Origin of the sequence: Aquibacillus saliphilus (assembly GCF_020404745.1) — a bacterium.
GTDB lineage: Bacteria > Bacillota > Bacilli > Bacillales > Amphibacillaceae > Aquibacillus > Aquibacillus saliphilus.
On record NZ_JAIZAP010000028.1, the window covers coordinates 20,631 to 40,045 of the forward strand.

General features: G+C 36.3%; 19 protein-coding genes. 5 read left to right on the forward strand and 14 right to left on the reverse strand.

Annotation, left to right across the window (positions count from 1 at the left end; genetic code table 11):
- Positions 1-8 precede the first annotated feature (8 nt).
- The 5 genes from rbsD to LD272_RS20630 all read right to left on the reverse strand — a co-directional run bounded on the left by rbsD (position 9) and on the right by LD272_RS20630 (position 5,340).
- Positions 9-398 carry a D-ribose pyranase gene (rbsD, locus tag LD272_RS20610; protein ID WP_226038486.1) on the reverse strand — a complete coding sequence of 130 codons (390 nt, stop codon included), beginning with the start codon at positions 396-398 and terminating at the stop codon, positions 9-11.
- On the reverse strand, positions 395-1,282 hold the full coding sequence (rbsK, locus tag LD272_RS20615; protein ID WP_226038487.1) for a ribokinase: 888 nt from the start codon (positions 1,280-1,282) through the stop codon (positions 395-397). The genes rbsD and rbsK overlap by 4 nt, the downstream gene beginning before the upstream one ends.
- A complete protein-coding gene (locus tag LD272_RS20620) occupies positions 1,269-2,261 on the reverse strand; it encodes a LacI family DNA-binding transcriptional regulator (protein ID WP_226038488.1) in 993 nt (330 codons plus the stop codon). Before LD272_RS20620 ends, rbsK begins: the two co-directional genes overlap by 14 nt.
- A gap of 340 nt (positions 2,262-2,601) precedes the next feature.
- On the reverse strand, positions 2,602-3,795 hold the full coding sequence (locus tag LD272_RS20625) for an aminotransferase-like domain-containing protein (protein WP_226038489.1): 1,194 nt from the start codon (positions 3,793-3,795) through the stop codon (positions 2,602-2,604).
- 156 nt (positions 3,796-3,951) lie between these two features.
- A complete protein-coding gene (locus LD272_RS20630) occupies positions 3,952-5,340 on the reverse strand; it encodes a YjiH family protein (RefSeq protein ID WP_226038490.1) in 1,389 nt (462 codons plus the stop codon).
- A gap of 592 nt (positions 5,341-5,932) precedes the next feature.
- Between LD272_RS20630 and LD272_RS20635 the strand changes: the two genes are divergently transcribed.
- On the forward strand, positions 5,933-6,409 hold the full coding sequence (locus tag LD272_RS20635) for a PAS domain-containing protein (protein WP_226038491.1): 477 nt from the start codon (positions 5,933-5,935) through the stop codon (positions 6,407-6,409).
- 261 nt (positions 6,410-6,670) lie between these two features.
- Here LD272_RS20635 and rlmH read toward each other — a convergent pair whose 3' ends face one another.
- Entirely contained in the window at positions 6,671-7,150 is a 480-nt protein-coding gene (gene rlmH / locus LD272_RS20640) for a 23S rRNA (pseudouridine(1915)-N(3))-methyltransferase RlmH (RefSeq protein WP_226038492.1), read from the reverse strand.
- Between the two features lie 171 nt (positions 7,151-7,321).
- Here rlmH and LD272_RS20645 point away from each other — a divergent pair, with 171 nt between their 5' ends.
- The 4 genes from LD272_RS20645 (at position 7,322) to mgrA (ending at position 9,739) form a co-directional block, all read left to right on the forward strand.
- Positions 7,322-7,684: a Lin0512 family protein gene (locus tag LD272_RS20645; RefSeq protein ID WP_226038493.1), complete on the forward strand. Its 363-nt coding sequence runs from the start codon at positions 7,322-7,324 to the stop codon at positions 7,682-7,684.
- A 109-nt stretch (positions 7,685-7,793) separates the two neighbouring features.
- Entirely contained in the window at positions 7,794-8,153 is a 360-nt protein-coding gene (locus tag LD272_RS20650; RefSeq protein ID WP_226038494.1) for a Lin0512 family protein, read from the forward strand.
- Between the two features lie 125 nt (positions 8,154-8,278).
- The gene (locus LD272_RS20655) at positions 8,279-8,641 is read left to right on the forward strand and encodes a DoxX family protein (protein ID WP_226038495.1); all 363 of its coding nucleotides are present in this window, start codon (positions 8,279-8,281) and stop codon (positions 8,639-8,641) included.
- 105 nt (positions 8,642-8,746) lie between these two features.
- Positions 8,747-9,739 carry an L-glyceraldehyde 3-phosphate reductase gene (gene mgrA / locus LD272_RS20660; protein ID WP_226038496.1) on the forward strand — a complete coding sequence of 331 codons (993 nt, stop codon included), beginning with the start codon at positions 8,747-8,749 and terminating at the stop codon, positions 9,737-9,739.
- A gap of 81 nt (positions 9,740-9,820) precedes the next feature.
- On the opposite strand, the gene manA is transcribed toward mgrA, so the two are convergent.
- The 8 genes from manA to yycF all read right to left on the reverse strand — a co-directional run bounded on the left by manA (position 9,821) and on the right by yycF (position 18,968).
- Positions 9,821-10,777 (reverse strand): mannose-6-phosphate isomerase, class I, encoded by a 957-nt coding sequence (gene manA, locus LD272_RS20665; protein ID WP_226038497.1) that lies wholly within the window; start codon positions 10,775-10,777, stop codon positions 9,821-9,823.
- A 46-nt stretch (positions 10,778-10,823) separates the two neighbouring features.
- Positions 10,824-11,735, reverse strand: a complete 912-nt coding sequence (locus LD272_RS20670; protein WP_226038498.1) for an ROK family protein — start codon at positions 11,733-11,735, stop codon at positions 10,824-10,826.
- Between the two features lie 381 nt (positions 11,736-12,116).
- Positions 12,117-13,349, reverse strand: a complete 1,233-nt coding sequence (locus tag LD272_RS20675; protein WP_226038499.1) for a S1C family serine protease — start codon at positions 13,347-13,349, stop codon at positions 12,117-12,119.
- 64 nt (positions 13,350-13,413) lie between these two features.
- Positions 13,414-14,211: an MBL fold metallo-hydrolase gene (locus tag LD272_RS20680; RefSeq protein WP_226038500.1), complete on the reverse strand. Its 798-nt coding sequence runs from the start codon at positions 14,209-14,211 to the stop codon at positions 13,414-13,416.
- Positions 14,208-15,125, reverse strand: a complete 918-nt coding sequence (locus LD272_RS20685; RefSeq protein ID WP_226038501.1) for a two-component system regulatory protein YycI — start codon at positions 15,123-15,125, stop codon at positions 14,208-14,210. Before LD272_RS20685 ends, LD272_RS20680 begins: the two co-directional genes overlap by 4 nt.
- On the reverse strand, positions 15,106-16,431 hold the full coding sequence (locus LD272_RS20690) for a YycH family regulatory protein (protein ID WP_226038502.1): 1,326 nt from the start codon (positions 16,429-16,431) through the stop codon (positions 15,106-15,108). The genes LD272_RS20685 and LD272_RS20690 overlap by 20 nt, the downstream gene beginning before the upstream one ends.
- Complete coding sequence (walK, locus tag LD272_RS20695) at positions 16,428-18,257, reverse strand: cell wall metabolism sensor histidine kinase WalK (protein ID WP_226038503.1); 1,830 nt, start codon at positions 18,255-18,257, stop codon at positions 16,428-16,430. Before walK ends, LD272_RS20690 begins: the two co-directional genes overlap by 4 nt.
- A 6-nt stretch (positions 18,258-18,263) precedes the next feature.
- Complete coding sequence (yycF, locus tag LD272_RS20700) at positions 18,264-18,968, reverse strand: response regulator YycF (protein WP_226038504.1); 705 nt, start codon at positions 18,966-18,968, stop codon at positions 18,264-18,266.
- Positions 18,969-19,415 lie beyond the last annotated feature (447 nt).

Consider the following 19,415-nt stretch of genomic DNA (forward strand, 5'->3'; position numbering starts at 1 on the left):
CCTCCTTCCTAAAAAATTACTCCAGCTTGTAAAATCACATTGGCATACGGCGTGTTTTCTCCTGTTCGAATAATAGCTTTAGCGTCATAGGTCGTTTCTTTCAGAATTTCATGCGAGACATACGTTATCGGAATCCCTACTTGATTCATTTCATTAAATAACGATTGATTAGCTGTTTCTATCTCCTTTGCCAAGGTTAATTTCTCAACTTCCATATCTTGCAGAATCATTTCAAGTATTTCAACAAATGACGGCTTCCCTAGTTTTACTGAAAGATCTATACATTTTACGCCATTCGGAATAGGTAAACCACAATCCGCAATCACAATTTGATCTGTATGTCCAAGCATTGATAAAGCTGTTGATATGTCCCGGTTTAATACCCCGTGTTTTTTCATTCAGCCTGCTTCCTTTCAAGTAAAAAATTCTCAACGGATGCTGCATCAGGCATACCACCCTGTGCGCCAAAATGGAGAACGGATAACGCTGCAGCTGCATTGGCATATCTGATTGCTTGCTCCATTTCTTCTCTTTTTGCTAATGCTACTGCTAGAGCCCCATTAAAAGTATCTCCTGCCCCTGTTGTATCTACTGGACTAACAGGAAATCCTGGTACAATTACTTCCTTTTGATCTAGTTTATATCGCACTCCAGCCTCGCCTAATGTCACGATCATTTTATCTTCGTACCCTGTTATATTTTGAGTTATCTCAAGCGCTTCTGTTTCGTTTGGTGTGACAAATGTAACCATGTCTAACAGTGAATCGGAAAGCAGCTGTGCAGGTGCAGGATTTAAAATGACCGGAATCCCTTCCTGATTGCAGTAACCGGTTACATATTCAATAGTCTGAAGCGGTATCTCTAATTGAAGCAAAACAATGTCACTTTGTTTTATAATCGATCTATATCGCGCTACATATTCTGGTGTGACGTGGTTATTTGCCCCTGGAGTAACCATAATTCTGTTATCTTGTTCAGCTAGTAAAATAGTAGCTACACCAGAGCTTTCATCTGTAACCGGTTCCACACCAGTTACGATAACTCCTTCTTTTATTAGTTGTTCTCTTAATATGTCACCAAAAGGATCGTCTCCAACACGTCCAATTAAATTAACATCTGCTCCTAGATGAGCTGCGGCAACCGCTTGGTTGGCACCTTTACCACCAGGAACCATATTAAAACCGTCCCCTATAAGGGTCTCACCTTTTCCTGGGATCCGGCTAGTTGCGGTAACCATATCCATATTAATACTTCCAATCACTGTAACTTTAGGTTTTTGCAAAGCTATCACTCCTCGTTGTTTCACCTAACGTTATTTTTGTTTCTAATTCATACTTCATTATATCTAATGGTTGTTTTTCAATCTGTTTTATTAGGAGTCTTGCTGCTATTGTTCCCATCTTGTAAATTGGCTGTGTTACAGTTGTTAACGATGGAATCAGCATCTCTCCTAGTGGTATTCCATCAAAACCAATAAGTTGCACATCTTCTGGTATTCTTTTACCTAGCTGTTTGGTTGCTTTCATAACACCTGCAGCCATCACATCGCTACTAGCAAAAATTCCATCTATAGTTGGATACCTATCAAACAATTCTTGCGTTACTTGTTTTGAACTTTTAATATTGAATTCTGCTTCAACTACTACGTGCGCTATACCTCGGTCTTCCACAACTTCCTTAAATCCCAAATAGCGGTCATCCGCGGTCTTAACCTGATAAGGTCCACGAATATGCGCAATAAATCGACTACCTTTGGAAATTAACAACTCTGTCGCTTCTTTTGCACCTTCAAAGTTTTTTGAAACAACTGTAGGTGTAGATTGATTATTTGAGCGGTCTAACATTACCAAAGGGATATTAAGATCATGATAGTCTTCCATCGTCAACTGATTTGTCGCCAATATTAAACCATCTACGTATTTTTGTTTTAATGCATCAATATAATGACGTTCTTTATCACTATCATCATCCGTGTTGCAGATTACTACTGTATAGCCATAGGTTAATGCAACATCCTCGACTGCCCTCGCTAGCTCAGGAAAAAAAGGATTTGAAATATCTGGTATTAATAAGCCAATCATTTTGGATGTTTTGTGATAAAGTGACCGCGCTACAGAATTTGGTTTATAATTAAGATCTTTAATTGCTTTAAGCACTGCCTCTTCTGCCTCTTTACTCACATACCCATTTTTATTCATAACTCTAGATACTGTAGCAACTGAAACTTCAGCACACTTTGCAACATCTCGAATAGTTGTCATCTTATCACGCCTCTTCTGTAACCGGTTACAGATAATATAATATAAAACTATTAAACTGTCAATATCTATATATAAATTTACAAATACTACAAGTTAATATACGTCAGGGGGGAAACAGGTACCTTGTCCCACATTTGAGGCTAACGAAGATGATTTTATACATTATACTAAGTCAAATAGGGACAAAAATGCCCCTATATTTGCCCCATTTATTTATATCAAGATTAGCAAATAGCAACGAAACAGATCTAAATGCAAAAAATGCGCCTTTATTTATGGTATAGTTCACCGCACTTGTCATACCGGTAGTTTCATTAAACAGTTTCACTTGGTATCAATACTATGAAAGGATTCGTTTTATAACTTTGCTTAGTTTCCTAATTCCTTCTACTATCTCTTTTTTGTCAGCGTAACTAAATGATAGACGAAGGTATTCCGCTCCATCCTGTTGATTTAAGAAAAAATGTTTACCCGGGATATAGGAGACACCTTCATCGAGAGCTTGAGTTAAAAGTTCCGACGTATCAATACCAACAATTTTGACCCACACAAAGTAACCACCTTCTGGCACATACCAAGAGACCGATTTGGGCATGTATTGTTCCAATGCCGAAAGTAAGACGGTACACTTATTTTGATACGTTTCTCTTAAGTTTTTTAACCTTTTCTCTAAGTCAGTTCTTTCTAAAAATGTAGCTATTGTTGCTTGGGCAAATGGATGGTCTAAATCCTTTTTAAACCAAGCCAAAGCGGTAATAAATTCGCTTGTTGCAGTTATCCACCCGATTCGCATTCCCGGTGCTACTACCTTGGATAAAGAACCAAGATGTAGAACACGTCCTTCGTTGTCCATTGCTTTTAACGGGACTGAGTGTGTTTGAAAGTATAATTCTCCATAAGCATCGTCTTCTAAAATAAGAAAATCATACTTGGCAGCAAGTTCCAACACATGTTTCCGACGGTCCATTGTCATTGTTGTACCTGTTGGATTTTGAAAAGTTGGGATGGTATATAAAATACGAGGAAGCGGGAATCCTTTTCTTTTCCTTTCCGCTAGAATCTCTTCTAATTTATTTGTCTGCATTCCGTGCTCATCCACTGGAATACTAATAAAATGCTTCGTATAGTTTTGGAATACTTCTAACGCTTCCATATACGTTGGTGATTCTACGGCAACGACTGTTTTATTATCGATTAAAATTCGGGCAATTAAATCGATCCCTTGACATGCACCGGATGTAATTAAGAGTTCTTCTTCTGAAACACGGATACCACGTTGTAACAACCTCGCTTTAATCTGCTCCTTTAGCTTTGCCATTCTAGGACTTCCAATATAATGCAACGGTAAATCCTTCTCTTCTTCAAGCAGACGGATAACTGCTGCTTGAAGCTGCTCAACTGGGATAAGATTAGGTGCCGGGAATCCAGAACTTAAACGTATACAACCATCTGGAAGTGTTGGCATCCATTCACCCGGTGGGTCATTCTTAAGGGCGGCTTTCGTGTTTTCTGAAAAAAAAGAATCAATATTCATTTTTATCATTCACCTTTCCATTAAATCTTACTGTTCTATTTCTATTAAAATAAAAATAGAAAGCATTGGTGGATACCAATGCTTTTTGGTCTTATTTAAAGTTTTGTTTTGAACTTCAAAGTTACCATCTCTAATTGACTTTTACTATATTAGATTTCAAAAAAATAGTAGATGTGCCATTAATGCTGCAACTGGTAACGTAACGATTGTTCTTTGTAGAAATATAATAAATAATTGCGCAAATGAAACTGGAATCTTTGATTTTATTAATAGAATACCAATTTCAGACATGTATATTAACTGTGATAGGGACATTACACCTATAACAAAACGTGTAAGTTCTGACTCAATGCCACTTCCAATTACAGCCGGTAAAAACATATCTGCAAAACCAACAAGCATAGCAGGTGCAGCAGCTTGAGCCTCTGGGATTTGCAGTAACTGAAGTAATGGGACGAAAGGATATGATAAGTAATTAAATATAGGAGTAAACTCCGCAATAACAAGTGCTACCGTACCTAACGCCATCACCAGTGGTATTAAAACGAACCAAATATCGATTACATTCTGCACCCCGCTTTTTATAACACTCGGATAACTCTTAACTTGGTCTGCTTTCTCAACAGCCTTTTTAACTCCCCACTTGAAACTAGATACCCCTTCTGGCACAACTTCATCTATTTGTTTCCCTACCGGCTCGTAATACGTATTTTTCTTAGACGAAAGAGGCGGGATCCTTGGACAAATAATAGCAGCAATTACTCCTGTTACAATTACGGTAAAATAAAACTGGATAAACATATGGTCAATACTTAAAAACCTTGCAATAACAAGACTAAAGGCAATCGAAGCAATAGAAAAGTTCGTTGCAACAACAGATGCTTCACGTTTTGTATAGTAACCAGCTTCATATTGCTGTGTCGTTAATAATACCCCCACTGTTCCACTCCCCATCCATGATGCTAATGCATCAACAGATGAACGACCAGGTAGTTTAAATAAAGGAAACATTACTTTACGTACCAATGTTCCAATAAAATCCATTAACCCAAATTGAAGTAATAGAGGCATAAATAAACAAGCAAATAAAAACCAAACCATTAACACGGGAATTAAATCATATAATACTACCCCGCCCGTAATGCTCGACCAAATAAACTCAGGACCTATTTGATTCAATGTAAAAACAGCAAATAATGCACCTATACATCTCAATATTAACCAGAATAGCGTGATATCAAATAAACTAGTTAAAAATGCACTCTTTTTAACTACTTCTATTGTAGTAAATTTAACTATCAAGCTACCAACGGCAGAAATACAGAGGATAATTGTCATAAATGAAGGAATATAATCAGCTATGGCACCCTGTAAACCATCTGCTAAAACCCCTAATCCGATTGTTACTTTTCCATTCACAGAAATAGGGACTAAAAATAGCAAAACCCCAATTAATGAGGGAAGCCAAAAGCCCATATACTGTTTTGCTGTAAACTCATTTTTTTTAGTAACTTCTTCTACTTGTTGTAGTTTTCCAATTCCCATGTAGACTCTCTCCAACTCTTTTATATTTTTAAATAGATTTTAATTTTAGTAGTTCGGCTTACTAGACAACTAATAATATATCATTAATACGTATAATTATGCAACAATGCGTTTTAACCTTTTCTTTATGTAACTCGCATTATTATTACAATAACACAAAACACCCTTTTCTTTTTTACTAACTAGAAAATAGGTTTTTCCAAATAAATATACATAAACAAGAAATTGTTATCTCTTTTCAAAAAAAATAGTTGCTTAAAAGACCCATCCCCTGCACACAGTTATTTGTGATATGGTCCCCGTGATGATTTAAGAGGTAAAGAAAGAGCATTGTGCAACAACTCTTCAATCAACACAAATTATATCCTCGAGGCTCGGGCCTTAAATATTGATTAATCCATTCAAAGTAAACAAAATGCTACTCATTATTATTAGTATTCGAAACCATATAGGAATTAGAAAATGAGCAAAATAATTACCGTGAGTTAAGTCACAACGCGCTATCATCATTAATGATATGATCACCTAGAAGTAGATTTTTTCCAACTAATATTAAAATTATTTTATTCTTCACATAAAGGAGATTTTATAAATGTCTAATGAAAAATTGTCAGAATTAATTAGTCCTGAAGCTGTGATTAATTTTGAAACTGGTGCGATTAAAGCAAGCACTTTGGATTCAATCATTAAACTGTTACCATTTGAAATGGGTTTTTGCGATGCCAACGATATTTTCCGTTGGTATTCAAATAATCCAACCCGCCTGCATGGTCGCCGTAAAGAAGCAATTGGTCGCCATGTGCTTGAGCTTCACCCAAAGGTGGCTCACCACGTTGAAAAATTGTTGAACGATTTCCATTCAGGAACACGCGACGAATGGGAATTCTGGTTCCCAAAACGATCTGGTGAGACTGGTCAAATTTACCAAAAATTCATGGCAGTACGTGACGAAAATGGAAAATACCTTGGCTGTATGGATGTGACTGTTAATATTGACCTTTTCCAAGGAAAAGAAGGTAAAAACACCCCTGAAACTATTGACGAATTTATAGCTGTGAAGCCTAAATAAAAAAATACCTATCTCATTTGAGAAGCTACTGAAAAACACATTGAGTCTCCAAATCCAATGTGTTTTTCTTTATAGACTTATTAAGTTTTTGATGGTTACTTTTGCTTAAACAACAAAAGAATACTAGGATTTACGATACTGTGGTTCCACAAAACAAGAGAATGGATGGATCAAGTAGATAATACGAAACAGAGCTTTAAGAAGCCAATGCCATGCCAAAAATTAATGGAAGCATTTGAGCGACATCTCCAATTTTCACCTCTATTTATGATACGGTTCATTCCTATTTATCCTAAACGCTCGATACACTTGCTCTAGTAACACTAAACGCATTAATTGATGTGGGAACGTCATCTTAGAAAAAGACATAGCGTAATCGCTACGTTTTTGCACTTGTTCACTTAAACCAAGTGATCCGCCAATTATTAACACAATTTTGCTTTTCCCGTGAATTGCCAATTGGTCAATTTTTTTTGCAAACTGTTCAGAAGAAAGCATGTCGCCCTTTATTTCCAGGGAAATAACGTAGGCATCCGATGGTATCTTTGCTATTATTTTGTCGCCTTCCTTTTGTTTCACCAAATTCATGTCGGCTTGACTCATATTTTCGGGAGCTTTTTCATCAGGTACCTCGATTACATCAATCGTTGCATATGCTCCTAGTCTTTTTATGTACTCTTCTATACCTTGTTTTAAGTATTTTTCTTTTAATTTACCTACAGCTATAATTGATATTTTCATTGATAATATTCCTTTCGTTATTCACTGATACTGTATAGTTTATCAAATCAACTAGTACTTACCTAATCTGAAAATTTAATGTTTGTTATCATTATATTTCGGGAACTTTTTTAATAACCTGATGTTTACTGTTGAAGGGAAACATCAACTAAACGAAAAGGAGAGATGGAAATGGAACAAGTTTTATTTGTGCAAACCGGAACAGGAATTGATGTTCATGGTCAGGATATTACTAAAGCGTCCATTAGGGCTGTAGAAGATGCGATATCATCTAATTCTTTACCTGGAATAGAGAAAGCCCTACCGGAAGATTCTGTCGACAACATGGAAGTCGTCGTTAGGCTAGCAGTTCCACTCGATCGTGACCAGATAGATACAGAAGAGGTTAGAAAAGTAATACCTTATGGTTCGGTTAAGGTCGACGTCACTGATGGTGGCATGGCTACTTCAAGCGGGATTATTATGCAAAATGAGAACGATGAAAATGATTTAATGTATATCGTAAATGCGGCAGTTGAAATAGGATCAAACTAGTAACTTTTAATTTGATATAGACTCTTCCTCTTCTAATTTGTTGATTTCCAACTGAATTTAACCTACTCTAAAGAAATAGATAACTAATCGATAGTGAAGGAGCAGTTAAATGGAGAAAATTATTTTCATAGAAACAGGAATGGGTATTGATGTTCATGGACAAAACATTACAAAAGCAGCTGTTCGAGCAGTAGAAAACGCAATACACCTGAATTCAATGCCTGGTATCAAAGATTATTTACCCGAGCAATCACTTGATAATATGCATGTTAACGTAAAGCTTGCTGTTCCTATTGATAAAGACAAATTAGATCACAATTTAATTAAACAGGAGATCCCATATGGCACTGTTACAGTTGAACTAGTCGATGGTGGAATGGTAACAACAAGTGGGATTGTACTGGAAGATAAGAACGATCAAAATGATTTAATGTATATTGTAGTTGCTTCCGTAGAAGTCGGGTACTAAAAAACGACAACTATTCTTGGGTACTCTTAAACGAGTACCCTTTTTTAGTCCCATTTCTAAATAGTAGTAATGGTTGTCCTCATCCTAACATATGAATAAGTATCAATAATTTAGGAGAGGTGATTATGCCGACTTTAGCATCCCTTAAAATCATTCGTTACGCAGTTGCATATGTGTTCATTGTTTCTGGATTGCTTAAACTGCTCAGCCCAAATTTTGCAACTGTCTTCAGCAATTTGGGACTGCCTTTTCCAGAAAGCACTGTATTGTTAGTTGCTGGAGCTGAAATTATCTGCGGTTGTCTAATCTTGTTTAATTATTATGTTAAAAAAGCAACCATTCCACTACTAGTTATAATGGTAGTTGCATTACTACTCACGAAAGTTCCTATCCTACATTCAGGCTTGATTCAGTTTGCCTTTGAGGCGAGATTAGACATAGTAATGGTAATCCTTTTGTCTATTTTGTGGAAAACACACCGAAAATAAAGTTGTTTTTTAAAAATGTTAATAATGGAAAGGGTTTCAATAAATAATTGTAGAATATATAAATTAAGAAATCATGTACTTAACGTTACAATAGGAGGTTCACTAATGCACTATTCACCTAATGAATCAAGATATGAAACCATTCCATATAATAGAGTTGGAAATTCAGGTTTGAAATTACCTGCCATCTCGCTTGGTCTATGGAATAATTTTGGTGGAGAAGATGTCTTTGAAAATCAACGCAAATTACTACAGAAAGCCTTTGATCTAGGAATCACACATTTCGACCTCGCAAATAACTATGGACCACCTCCGGGATCTGCTGAGGAAAACTTTGGAAAAATTTTAAAGCAGGACTTTGCTAACTACCGAGATGAATTAATTATCTCGACAAAAGCTGGTTTTGGTATGTGGCCAGGACCATATGGTGATTGGGGCTCTAAAAAATATCTAGTAGCAAGTTTAGATCAAAGTCTGAATCGTATGGGCTTAGATTACGTCGATATTTTTTATCACCATCGTCCCGATCCAGAAACTCCACTAGAGGAAACAATGGCAGCTCTAGATTTAATCGTCCGACAAGGTAAAGCCCTCTACGTTGGCATCTCAAACTATGGTGCAGAGGATACACAAAAAGCTATCGATATTCTAAAAAGACAAGGAACACCATTTGTCATTCACCAAGCCGCTTATTCCATGTTAAATCGTTGGGTTGAGGATGGTCTTACGGACGTATTGGAGAATGAAGGTGCAGGATGTATTGCATTCGTTCCTCTTGCTCAAGGTCTGTTAACGGACAAGTATTTGAATGGTATTCCTAGTGATTCAAGAGCGGCTAAACAGTACATTAAATCACTAAGCAAAAAGGATGTTTCAGAGGAAGTAATCGGGAAAGTTCAACAGCTTAATGAGGTAGCAAAAGAACGAGGACAATCACTCGCTCAAATGGCACTTATGTGGGTATTACAGGAAAAATCCGTTGTTTCCGCACTGATTGGTGCAAGTAAGGTGCCTCAGATTGAAGAAAATATCAAAGCCTTAGATCATTCTACATTTAGTACTGACGAGTTAGCTAAGATTAATAAGATCCTAAAGTAGTAGAGAGAATTCAGGGGTAGTTATAGCAACTACCCCTGAGTTTTACATTTATCTAACTTTTAAAAACTAGATCATAGTGCCTCATGGGTGAGATACGATGAATTCTGCTTGCCCCGATATCTTATAATCTTTTATGGTTGCCGGTAAAATAAAGTGATCGCCTTTTTTAATAGAATAGTTCGTTTCATCTACCGTGATAGACGCACTTCCGTTTACAACGCTGATCTGTAAGAAATCGCTTGTTAATTCTTGGATCACTTCCCCGTTTAGCTGCCAGTGATAAACAGTAAAGTATGTTTCTTTGACTAACTTTTTTGAAACTAGACCTTGACTCGTTTGTTGCTCTTGTTTAATTTCTGAATTTTGATGAGGTGCGGCTGTAACTTCAATCGCTCGATCTAAGTGCAACTCCCGTTTATTTCCAAACGCATCTGTACGGTCATAATCATAAACACGGTAAGTTATATCTGAGCTTTGTTGAGTTTCTAGAATAACTATTCCTTTTCCAATAGCGTGAATCGTTCCACTAGGGACATAGACAAAGTCTCCTGACTTCACTTTGACACGGCGCAGCAGGTTATTCCAATTTCCGTTATTAACCATTTCTTTAAATTCTTCCTTAGATCCAGCGTGATGGCCAAAGACAATCTCAGCTCCATCCTCTGCACTAAGTACATACCAGCATTCCGTTTTACCGTATGGATGGTTCTCAACATCACGAGCATAGTTATCGTCTGGATGAACTTGAACTGACAGATCATTGTTTGCATCAAGGATTTTTACAAGAAGTGGATATTCCTCATCATTTCCATCTTTTTTATTAAACAACTCCCCGTGCCTATTCCACGCATCAGTTAATGTTTCCCCTTTTAATTCACCATTTATGATTTCACTTGGTCCATTTGAATGTGCTGAAATAACCCAGGCTTCACCGGTTTTATCAAAAGGGATTTGATAATTGAATTCTGTCTGTAATTTTTGACCACCCCATATTCTTTCTTGGAATACAGGTTTCAAAAAGATGGGTTCATTATACATGGTGTTGCCCCCTACTTATTTTCTTTTATTGACATTTTTGAATTAGTTAACCTGAAAAACTAAGAGCCGCAGCCCCTATCACACCTGCATTTTGGTCAAGAACAGCTGGAACAATTTCAGTTTTTCTTCCTCCAGGATTTAATGCATATTGACTTACATATGTCCTAACTGCATCAAATAATGGCGCACCTACTTTGGAAACGCCTCCACCGATAACAATTTTTTCAGGATCAATTGTATTTATTAGTGAAACACATGCCACCCCGATAATTCGAAATACATCTTCAACATATGCTTTAATTTCTTTATGGTCTTGATTGTATAGGTCAAATACCTGCTTTGTGGATAACTGCTTACCAGCAATTTCTGATCCTCTTCTTGCGATAGCAGTTCCGGATGCAATAAATTCTAAACATCCGAATTGACCACACGGACATTGTCCATAGGATGGGTCAACAACTGTATGTCCTATATCTCCTGCATTTCCTCTCGAACCTCCTAGTAACTTACCATCTACAAAAAGCCCTGCTCCAATACCCGTGCTAATCGTTACATAAGCAAAATTATTATTTTCTTGTGCTGCACCTAGCCACTTTTCTGCTAATGCAGCTGCATTAGCGTCATTTTCTAAAATAACTGGAAATGAAAAGTATTCCTGTACCTGCTCAACAATCGGAATATCAATCCAATTCGATAAATTTGGTGGACAAGATATGATTCCATCTTTACTATTTAGAGGACCAGGAGCACCAATCCCTATCCCTTTTACATATTCACTAGTAATGCTATTATCCTTAATTAATTTAGCAATTGTTTCATTAATGATAGTAATCATTTTTTCTGGTTTTATTGATAAATCAGTTGGAATTACAGTTTGCCCTACCACCACTCCATGGTGATCGACTATTGCAATAGCAACCTTCGTACCACCTATATCTACTCCTATTGAATATTCCACTTTTTATCATTCCTTTTTATGTAGTAATACTAATTCATGGGCTTACCATCGACTATTTAAACATACTATCTACTCAAATATAAATCAATTACTACCTGCTATTTTTAAATTTTGAAAATAGTTATCCACAAACTTATTCACAATAAGTTATTTCTTTGATTATTAACAGGTTATACCTAGAATAATGCATGTTATCCACATTTTTATCCACATACACACAACTTCATCCCCCTATTTTGTAGAAGAATGAGTGTTCGCCACTATATATCGACAGTTATCCTCAGGTTTATCCACAACCTGTGCATAACTTTCAGTTGTTTTTAATTAAAAAGAGAGGCTAGAATCTTTGATTGATTCAAACCCCTCTTACTGACAGTTTTACTAATATTCTTGTGCAGCTAAATTAACCGTTGTTTCTATTCTTTCACCATCACGATAATAAGTAATAGTTATCTCTTCTCCAACCTGCTTTTCTTGATATAGATGCTTTCTAAGTCCAACAATGTTGCCTATTTCTTTACCATCTAAGTGTGTTATAACATCATAAGCTTCTAGATCAGCTTGATCTGCTGGTGACATTGGCTCTATACTTCGTAAGTATATGCCTCCTTCTACATCTTCAGGTAAATTCAAGCTTCGCTGCCACTCTACTTTAGCTAAGTCTTCAAGCGATTCAGCCTCGACACCCAGATAAGCACGAGTTACTTTTCCTTCAGTCTCGAGTTGTTCAATAATTGGAATAGCATCATCTACTGGAATCGCAAAACCAATCCCCTCAACGGATGATTGTGCAATTTTCATTGAATTAATACCTATTAATTGACCACTTATATTGATTAGAGCACCCCCACTATTACCCGGGTTTATTGCTGCATCTGTTTGGATTACTTCTGCATGCCAATCCGCTCTTCCGTCCATATCGAAGTCTTGTGGAATAGCTCGCTGCTTTCCACTAATAATCCCCTGTGTTACTGATCCAGATAGGTACAAACCAAGTGGACTACCAATTGCAATGGCAGGCTCTCCAACCTTAACTGTTTCTGAATTTCCCATTTCAACAACATTACTAACTTCGGCGCTCTCCATCTCAAGTACTGCTAAGTCAGTAAATAAATCACTACCTCGCAGTTCTGCACTTACTCTCGTTCCATCTGATAAAACTACTTCAAGTTGATCTGCACCTTGTATTACGTGGTGATTGGTAACAACATATGCGCTACCATCCTCTATCTTATAAATAACGCCAGAGCCTGTGCCAGCTTCTCCAGACTGTTGTTGTTCCCAAAAATTTGATTGCGACTGAATATTTACAACTCCGACTACAGCAGGTGCAACCTCTCCGACAGCGTCAGTGATTTGAGTCGAAACATCTACGTTCATGGTTTGCGTTGTACCGCCCTCGAGTACTTGATTATCATCATTTCCTTGTTTAATTTCATTGTCCGAGTCTTCTTGTCCAACAATAGTATACGGTAGTATGTCAGATTGAATTAATGTAGGAAGTGCGAACACGATTAAAACAGCACCTATAATGATACCCAAAACAGTAGATAGAAAAACACTTGGTCCTTTTCTTCTACCTTTAGTTTGTTTGTGATCATTATAATAACCCATTGTACCATCCCTTCTTCATTCCACTAGATGTGTTTTAGTCTATTATTCCTACAAAGTAATAAAATTAAACCACTTCATATAATGGTGTTGGCTGTTTTGGATCTGTGTCATGGATTTGAAGATTTGAACCTATGGTAAACCCGTGATCATTTAGGTGATTTTCTACAGACATTCGTGCTAATTCCTTCATATTATTATCTTTACTTAAATGAGCTAAATAAATGCGTTTTGTAGAATTTCCAATAATTTCACTTAATGCAAGCGCACAATCTTCATTTGATACATGACCAGAGTCCCCTAAAATTCTTCTTTTAACACTCCATGGATAACGACCCATTCGTAACATAGAAACGTCATGATTAGATTCAAAAATAAGTGCATCTGAATTTTCCACAGTCTTTTTTATCCGTTCAGATACGTACCCAAGATCAGTTACTAATGATACTTTCTTACCTTGATGGTGAAATGTATAAAACATTGGTTCAGCGGCATCATGGGATACGCCAAACGTTTCTACATCTAAATCGCCAAATGATTTTGTTTCCTCTGTATTAAATAAGAATTTTTGGTCTAACTCTAGCTTTCCGATTGAACCTTCCATTGCTTTCCAGGTCTTTTGATTAGCATAAATTGGTAAACGGTACTTCCTTGCTATGATACCTAGTCCCTTGATGTGGTCACTATGCTCGTGAGTCACAAGGATTTTGGTAAGCGATGCTGGATTAATTTGTACTTCTGCAAATAGACGTTCTATTTCTTTCCCGCTTAAACCTGCATCAACTAAGATACGTTCCGTTTCTGTTGCAATATAAAAAGCATTTCCGGAACTTCCTGATGCAAGTACACTAAAACTTAATGTCATTCTTCCCCACTCCAAATTGTTGTTTCTATTATTTCTGTATAATTTGAAACTATCTCTTTTAATAACTCACTTTCATTATCAAGATTACCTATTTTCCCCAACGTATCATTTATCGTTTCAATAAGAAAATCATTATCATCTCGAAAGTAGGTATGCATTTCGATTGCATTCACAAAGTAGTTCCGTTGACTATTGACTGTAATCCTCCACGTTGGTGCTAAAACCTGCACCCCATTAGGTAATGGTATTAAATTGTGATAGCCAAGACTACCAGTAACTTTTTCTCCTGAAGACAGCTCACTTGTATTATAGTAAAGACTTGAAACTGCATCGATAGCTTCAATCAAGTCATAGGTTTCTCTTTCTCTTTCTTCTTCTTCTTCTTCTAACATCGTTTGACTGTACTGAACCATTCGACCTTCTTCGTCCAATACAATTAACAATAAACCACCCTGGTTAAAATAAATTGGTCGATCATTGTTTTTCTGAAAGAAAATAAGTGTATTAGACGGTTCATTTTTTCCCCAAAACACAAAGTTATCACTAAATAATACACTGGATTGTAATGTTTCTGCATAGTTACCATCCATATTGATTGGTATTGGTTCTTCAAATTGAGACAAGATCAAATTGCCATCGATTACTGCAACTTGTTGGTCATTTAAACCATTGATTGATTCAATCTCGTCCTCCGTGTACGTTTTTCTGCTAGCATATAAATTTGATTCTTGGTCAATTTCCTCTGGTAAATCATCTAATCCTTCTATATCCGCTTTCAATGTCTCTTCTTTTGAAGACTCTTGTGGAATAGAGGGCAGTTCTACCTCCCTATTATTGTTGAACTGTTGAATTAAGAAAATATCAAGTACAAGGAAGCATAAGATAAATAATGTTTTAACTTGACCCCATTGCATTATTACCGCCTCCCATACTGATTTCAGCATCCTCGAAGTCAAGCTGCTCCCAGCTATTGTTAATCTTGATAAACCATTTTGGGCTTAACGTAAATGCATATTGTATCCCTGATTCCTCAATCTCATAACCCAACTTTATCTCTTCAATAAAACGGCGTTCATACTTTTTACTTCTTTCTAAATAAGCGATTACTTGTTGTCCTGATTGCAAATCATCTACTTTTTGACCCTCTAATATAATACCAAGTTGAATAAGCGGACGATTGTATTGATACACGCTTTGATTGCGCAAGGTTACCGAAATGGTAGATAGACGGTCACTTTCAAATATAGGTATTCCATCATAGGTTAGGCGGTATTTAGCTGTCTTTGATTGAACATTTAAGTCATGAAGAACATAATCATCTTTGACATCAGTTGTCCATCCTTTGTGATCATTAACAAATTCAAGCGTTTGGTTTACTAATTGCCTTCCTTCAATAATCCGATTTTCGGAAGAAGTAGGATTAATATATTCCATATAGTTTCCATAGACAACCATTTCACTTTGCCCATCTGTGAACTTCTCTTCCCCATTGACTATTTCAGAACTTCGTACTGAGGAAGGATTGTTCCATAATATATTCCTTAGCGTTGGTTTAGAAATAGATTTCGCAGTAAAGGATATTCGGTTCGTTTCCATTTGGTCGGGTAAATAGATAGGATTGTTACCTTCAAAAACAAGCAAATCCACCAACTCATTGTTGTCTTTATAATCAACGAAATCTTGTCTAACCTCAGCAATATTTTGAATGTTGGCACTGAATTTCGTATTACTTCTAGACTGAATAAAAATTAGTTGACTATCAGTTTGATTTTCATCCAAAATAATTTTCATTCGATCAAAAACTCTACCAGAAATAATTTCATCCTCGCCTACAGTGAAAATATCTCGAATTAATTCTGCTGGAATTTCGGTTGGGAACATAACTTCTACTTCATTTTCACTAGTAGTTTCATCTTCTTCCTCTGAAATAGGCTCGAAATCATATAACGACCATTCTTGCATTACAGCGTAGAGATCCTCTTCTTTGTTAACTTGAGCCAAACCATAATGATTTCCAGCTTCATGAAATACAATTTGCGACGGTTTGATAATGCTTTTCTTCGTTTCTTCTATTCCATCTTCAATCGTTGCATCAATTGGACTTCGTTCGTTTGTGGCATTATCGTAACTCGGCTGATAATTCCATATCGCAAGTGTTAACATTAGGCTTAAAAAGATTAAAAATACTAAAATAAATGATTTAATTGTTTCTAAATTCATGATTGATTCCCCCGCTTCTTCTTTATCAGCGGAAGTGTAAAGAGCACCGTTGTCCCTTTACCTTCTTTGCTTTCAGCCCAAATCCGTCCATGGTGAGCCGCAATCATTTCTTTTGCTATCGCAAGGCCTAAACCGGTTCCACCGATATCTCTTGACCTTGCTTTATCAGCTCGGTAAAAACGATCAAATATTTTATCAACTTTTTCTCTAGCAATTCCTACTCCTTGGTCTGTAATACTAACTACTATTTTTTGTTTATCTTTTACTGCCTTAAATTTAATAGTTCCACCTTCAGGTGAGTATTTTATCGCATTTGAGATAATGTTATCGACTACTTGAGTGATTTTATCTTTATCTACCCAAATAAACACATTTTCTTTCGGTAATTTCCTATCTAAAATAATGTCTTCCGATTTGTTCATTTCAAAACGATCAATAATATGGTGAAAGAACGTTGTAATATTGACGCGTTCCTTATAAAGTGTTTGTTCTTTATGATCCATTTTAGATAATTGAAGTAAATCGTTAACAAGACGAATCATTCGTTCTGTCTCATTTTGAGTAACTGACAAAAACTGTGGTGCAATTTCTTTGTCCTGCCAAGCTCCATCTGTTAATGCTTCTAAATAGCTACGCATGGTTGTTAGTGGTGTTCTTAGTTCATGTGACACATTAGAAACAAACTCCCGACGTTCTCTTTCTACTTTCTCTTGCTCCGTGACATCACTTATTACAGTTATAAAACCGGTAAATCTATCAGCTTCATCTTGAACAACAGAAAAATTGGCTTTAATTAAGAAAAATTGGTCATCATCACTTAAGTCAATAATGATGGAACCTGTTTCTTGTGATTCGACTAAATCAACTACTTTTTCATCAAGTTGCAAAACTTCTATTAAAGGCAGGCCTTTTACTTCCTCGACGGTTCTACCTATTAAATCAGCTGCAGATTGATTCATTAATGTTATATTTCCAGTGTTATCTGTTGCAATAACTCCATCAGACATATTGGACAGAACAGAACTTAGTTTCCTTCGCTCACCTTCTGTTGTTAAATGAGCCTGTTTTAATTTTTCATTCATTTCGTTAAATGTAATTGCTAATTGACCTATTTCATCACTACCATACACATTTACTTTTTGAGAGAAGTCTCCTGTCGACATAATGATAGCTTGTCTTCTCATTTCAGTAATTGGTTTGGTGATTGTTCTTGCTACTAATACGCCGAGTAAAGCAGATACAACAATCGCTAGGATAGTTCCATTTAAGAATATGGTATTAATGCTTTGCAACTGTGAATAGACCTCTTCCATTGAGGCCTTTAAATAGACTACACCTACGACTTCGTCTTCATCCTCATCATATAGCGGTATAATTCTAACAAGCATTCGTTTACCATATGCATCAAGTTCGGTAGCCGTTTTGTCACGACCAAATAACAATGCACGTGTAACGCCTACTTCACCAGTAATTCTTTTACCAATCCGATCATATTGGTTGTTAGCGCCAATAACACGTGATTGAGTATCGATCACTTGTAGATCTGAATATAGTTCACTATCGTAGAGTCTAAGCGTTTCTCTGACTTCTTGTTGTAACGTAGGTCCCTCACTATCTTCAGGACGTTCCTTATTAAAGGTTTTCTCTAAATAATAAGTTAAGTCCTGAAGCCTTTGCTCGACATTCGTAGTAAAGCTTTCTTCTAAACTTACTTCTAATCGTTCAGCAAAATAAGCTCCTATTACTTGGATAGCAAGCAATAATAGCAGGATTAAGATAACAATAAATTTAATACGAATTGACTGAAAAAAGCTAACTTTCTTCATAAACAATTACTCCTGGTCGGGATTCCGTAGATAATAACCAACACCTCTTCTTGTTACAATCCACAGTGGGTTACTTGGATTTTCCTCAATTTTCTCTCTTAACCTTCGAACAGTCACATCAACAGTCCGGACATCTCCAAAGTAGTCATATCCCCAAACGGTTTCGAGTAAGTGTTCACGGGTCATTACTTGTCCAATATGACGAGCCAAGTAATGTAACAATTCAAATTCTCTATGTGTTAATTCTATTTGCTTGCCATCTCTAGTTACCGTATAGGCATCAGGATGAATAGCAAGACTTCCTATTTTTATATCCTTATTTACTCTTGTATTGTCTTCAGGTACGTGTTGTTGTCTCCTTAGATTAGCTTTCACACGAGCAATTACCTCACGATTACTAAATGGTTTAGTAACATAATCATCTGCTCCAAGTTCTAATCCCAACACTTTATCTATTTCAGAATCTTTTGCCGTTAGCATGATAATCGGCATATTGTGATTTTTGCGAACTTCACGACAAACTTCATTTCCATCTCTATTTGGTAGCATAATATCTAACAAGAGGAGGTCGGGGTTTTCTTGGTCAGTTAATCGAACTGCCTCGTCTCCATCATATGCACAAATAACTTGATAGCCTTCTTTTTCAAGGTTGAATTTAAGTATATCTGCAATCGGTTTCTCATCATCAACAACTAGTATCTTTTGATTCATAACCTCACATCCCTTTCGCTTCTCTCATTATCTCCATTTTATCGCACTTTAGTTCAAATGTCTTTTTTTAGTACTACCGCATCATTTGACAGTTCCAACCAATTCATACCACCTATTTAACACCATCAAGGATTAAACCTTTTCCAACTATATGTTGTTAGGATATGGCTTGATATTGTACTTATGAAATTGACTCGTTCACTATACTAATTATAGATAAATTATAGAATTCCTTTTTTTAGATAACTATTGATACATGCGTATCTAAAATAACACATCTGATTTCTCCATTCTTACAGCAGCTTAGGTTCAAAATTTAGGGTTCTCTGTCAAATGTGGTGGTGTGATTTTCACTCCACCATCTCTTTTTCTTTTAAACTAAAGCTAAAGCCCTTCTAACTTCTTGTCGCCACAATATTTTCTTTTTCAATCGTTCGAAGTCTTTAA

What these genes read in the sequence shown, in the direction of transcription:
- rbsD (WP_226038486.1), bottom strand. Translation starts at nt 398, where the DNA reads ATGAAAAAACACGGGGTATTAAACCGGGACATATCAACAGCTTTATCA.
- LD272_RS20620 (WP_226038488.1), bottom strand. Translation starts at nt 2,261, where the DNA reads ATGACAACTATTCGAGATGTTGCAAAGTGTGCTGAAGTTTCAGTTGCT.
- LD272_RS20625 (WP_226038489.1), bottom strand. Translation starts at nt 3,795, where the DNA reads ATGAATATTGATTCTTTTTTTTCAGAAAACACGAAAGCCGCCCTTAAG.
- LD272_RS20630 (WP_226038490.1), bottom strand. Translation starts at nt 5,340, where the DNA reads ATGGGAATTGGAAAACTACAACAAGTAGAAGAAGTTACTAAAAAAAAT.
- LD272_RS20635 (WP_226038491.1), top strand. Translation starts at nt 5,933, where the DNA reads ATGTCTAATGAAAAATTGTCAGAATTAATTAGTCCTGAAGCTGTGATT.
- rlmH (WP_226038492.1), bottom strand. Translation starts at nt 7,150, where the DNA reads ATGAAAATATCAATTATAGCTGTAGGTAAATTAAAAGAAAAATACTTA.
- LD272_RS20645 (WP_226038493.1), top strand. Translation starts at nt 7,322, where the DNA reads ATGGAACAAGTTTTATTTGTGCAAACCGGAACAGGAATTGATGTTCAT.
- LD272_RS20650 (WP_226038494.1), top strand. Translation starts at nt 7,794, where the DNA reads ATGGAGAAAATTATTTTCATAGAAACAGGAATGGGTATTGATGTTCAT.
- LD272_RS20655 (WP_226038495.1), top strand. Translation starts at nt 8,279, where the DNA reads ATGCCGACTTTAGCATCCCTTAAAATCATTCGTTACGCAGTTGCATAT.
- mgrA (WP_226038496.1), top strand. Translation starts at nt 8,747, where the DNA reads ATGCACTATTCACCTAATGAATCAAGATATGAAACCATTCCATATAAT.
- manA (WP_226038497.1), bottom strand. Translation starts at nt 10,777, where the DNA reads ATGTATAATGAACCCATCTTTTTGAAACCTGTATTCCAAGAAAGAATA.
- LD272_RS20675 (WP_226038499.1), bottom strand. Translation starts at nt 13,349, where the DNA reads ATGGGTTATTATAATGATCACAAACAAACTAAAGGTAGAAGAAAAGGA.
- LD272_RS20680 (WP_226038500.1), bottom strand. Translation starts at nt 14,211, where the DNA reads ATGACATTAAGTTTTAGTGTACTTGCATCAGGAAGTTCCGGAAATGCT.
- LD272_RS20685 (WP_226038501.1), bottom strand. Translation starts at nt 15,125, where the DNA reads ATGCAATGGGGTCAAGTTAAAACATTATTTATCTTATGCTTCCTTGTA.
- LD272_RS20690 (WP_226038502.1), bottom strand. Translation starts at nt 16,431, where the DNA reads ATGAATTTAGAAACAATTAAATCATTTATTTTAGTATTTTTAATCTTT.
- walK (WP_226038503.1), bottom strand. Translation starts at nt 18,257, where the DNA reads ATGAAGAAAGTTAGCTTTTTTCAGTCAATTCGTATTAAATTTATTGTT.
- yycF (WP_226038504.1), bottom strand. Translation starts at nt 18,968, where the DNA reads ATGAATCAAAAGATACTAGTTGTTGATGATGAGAAACCGATTGCAGAT.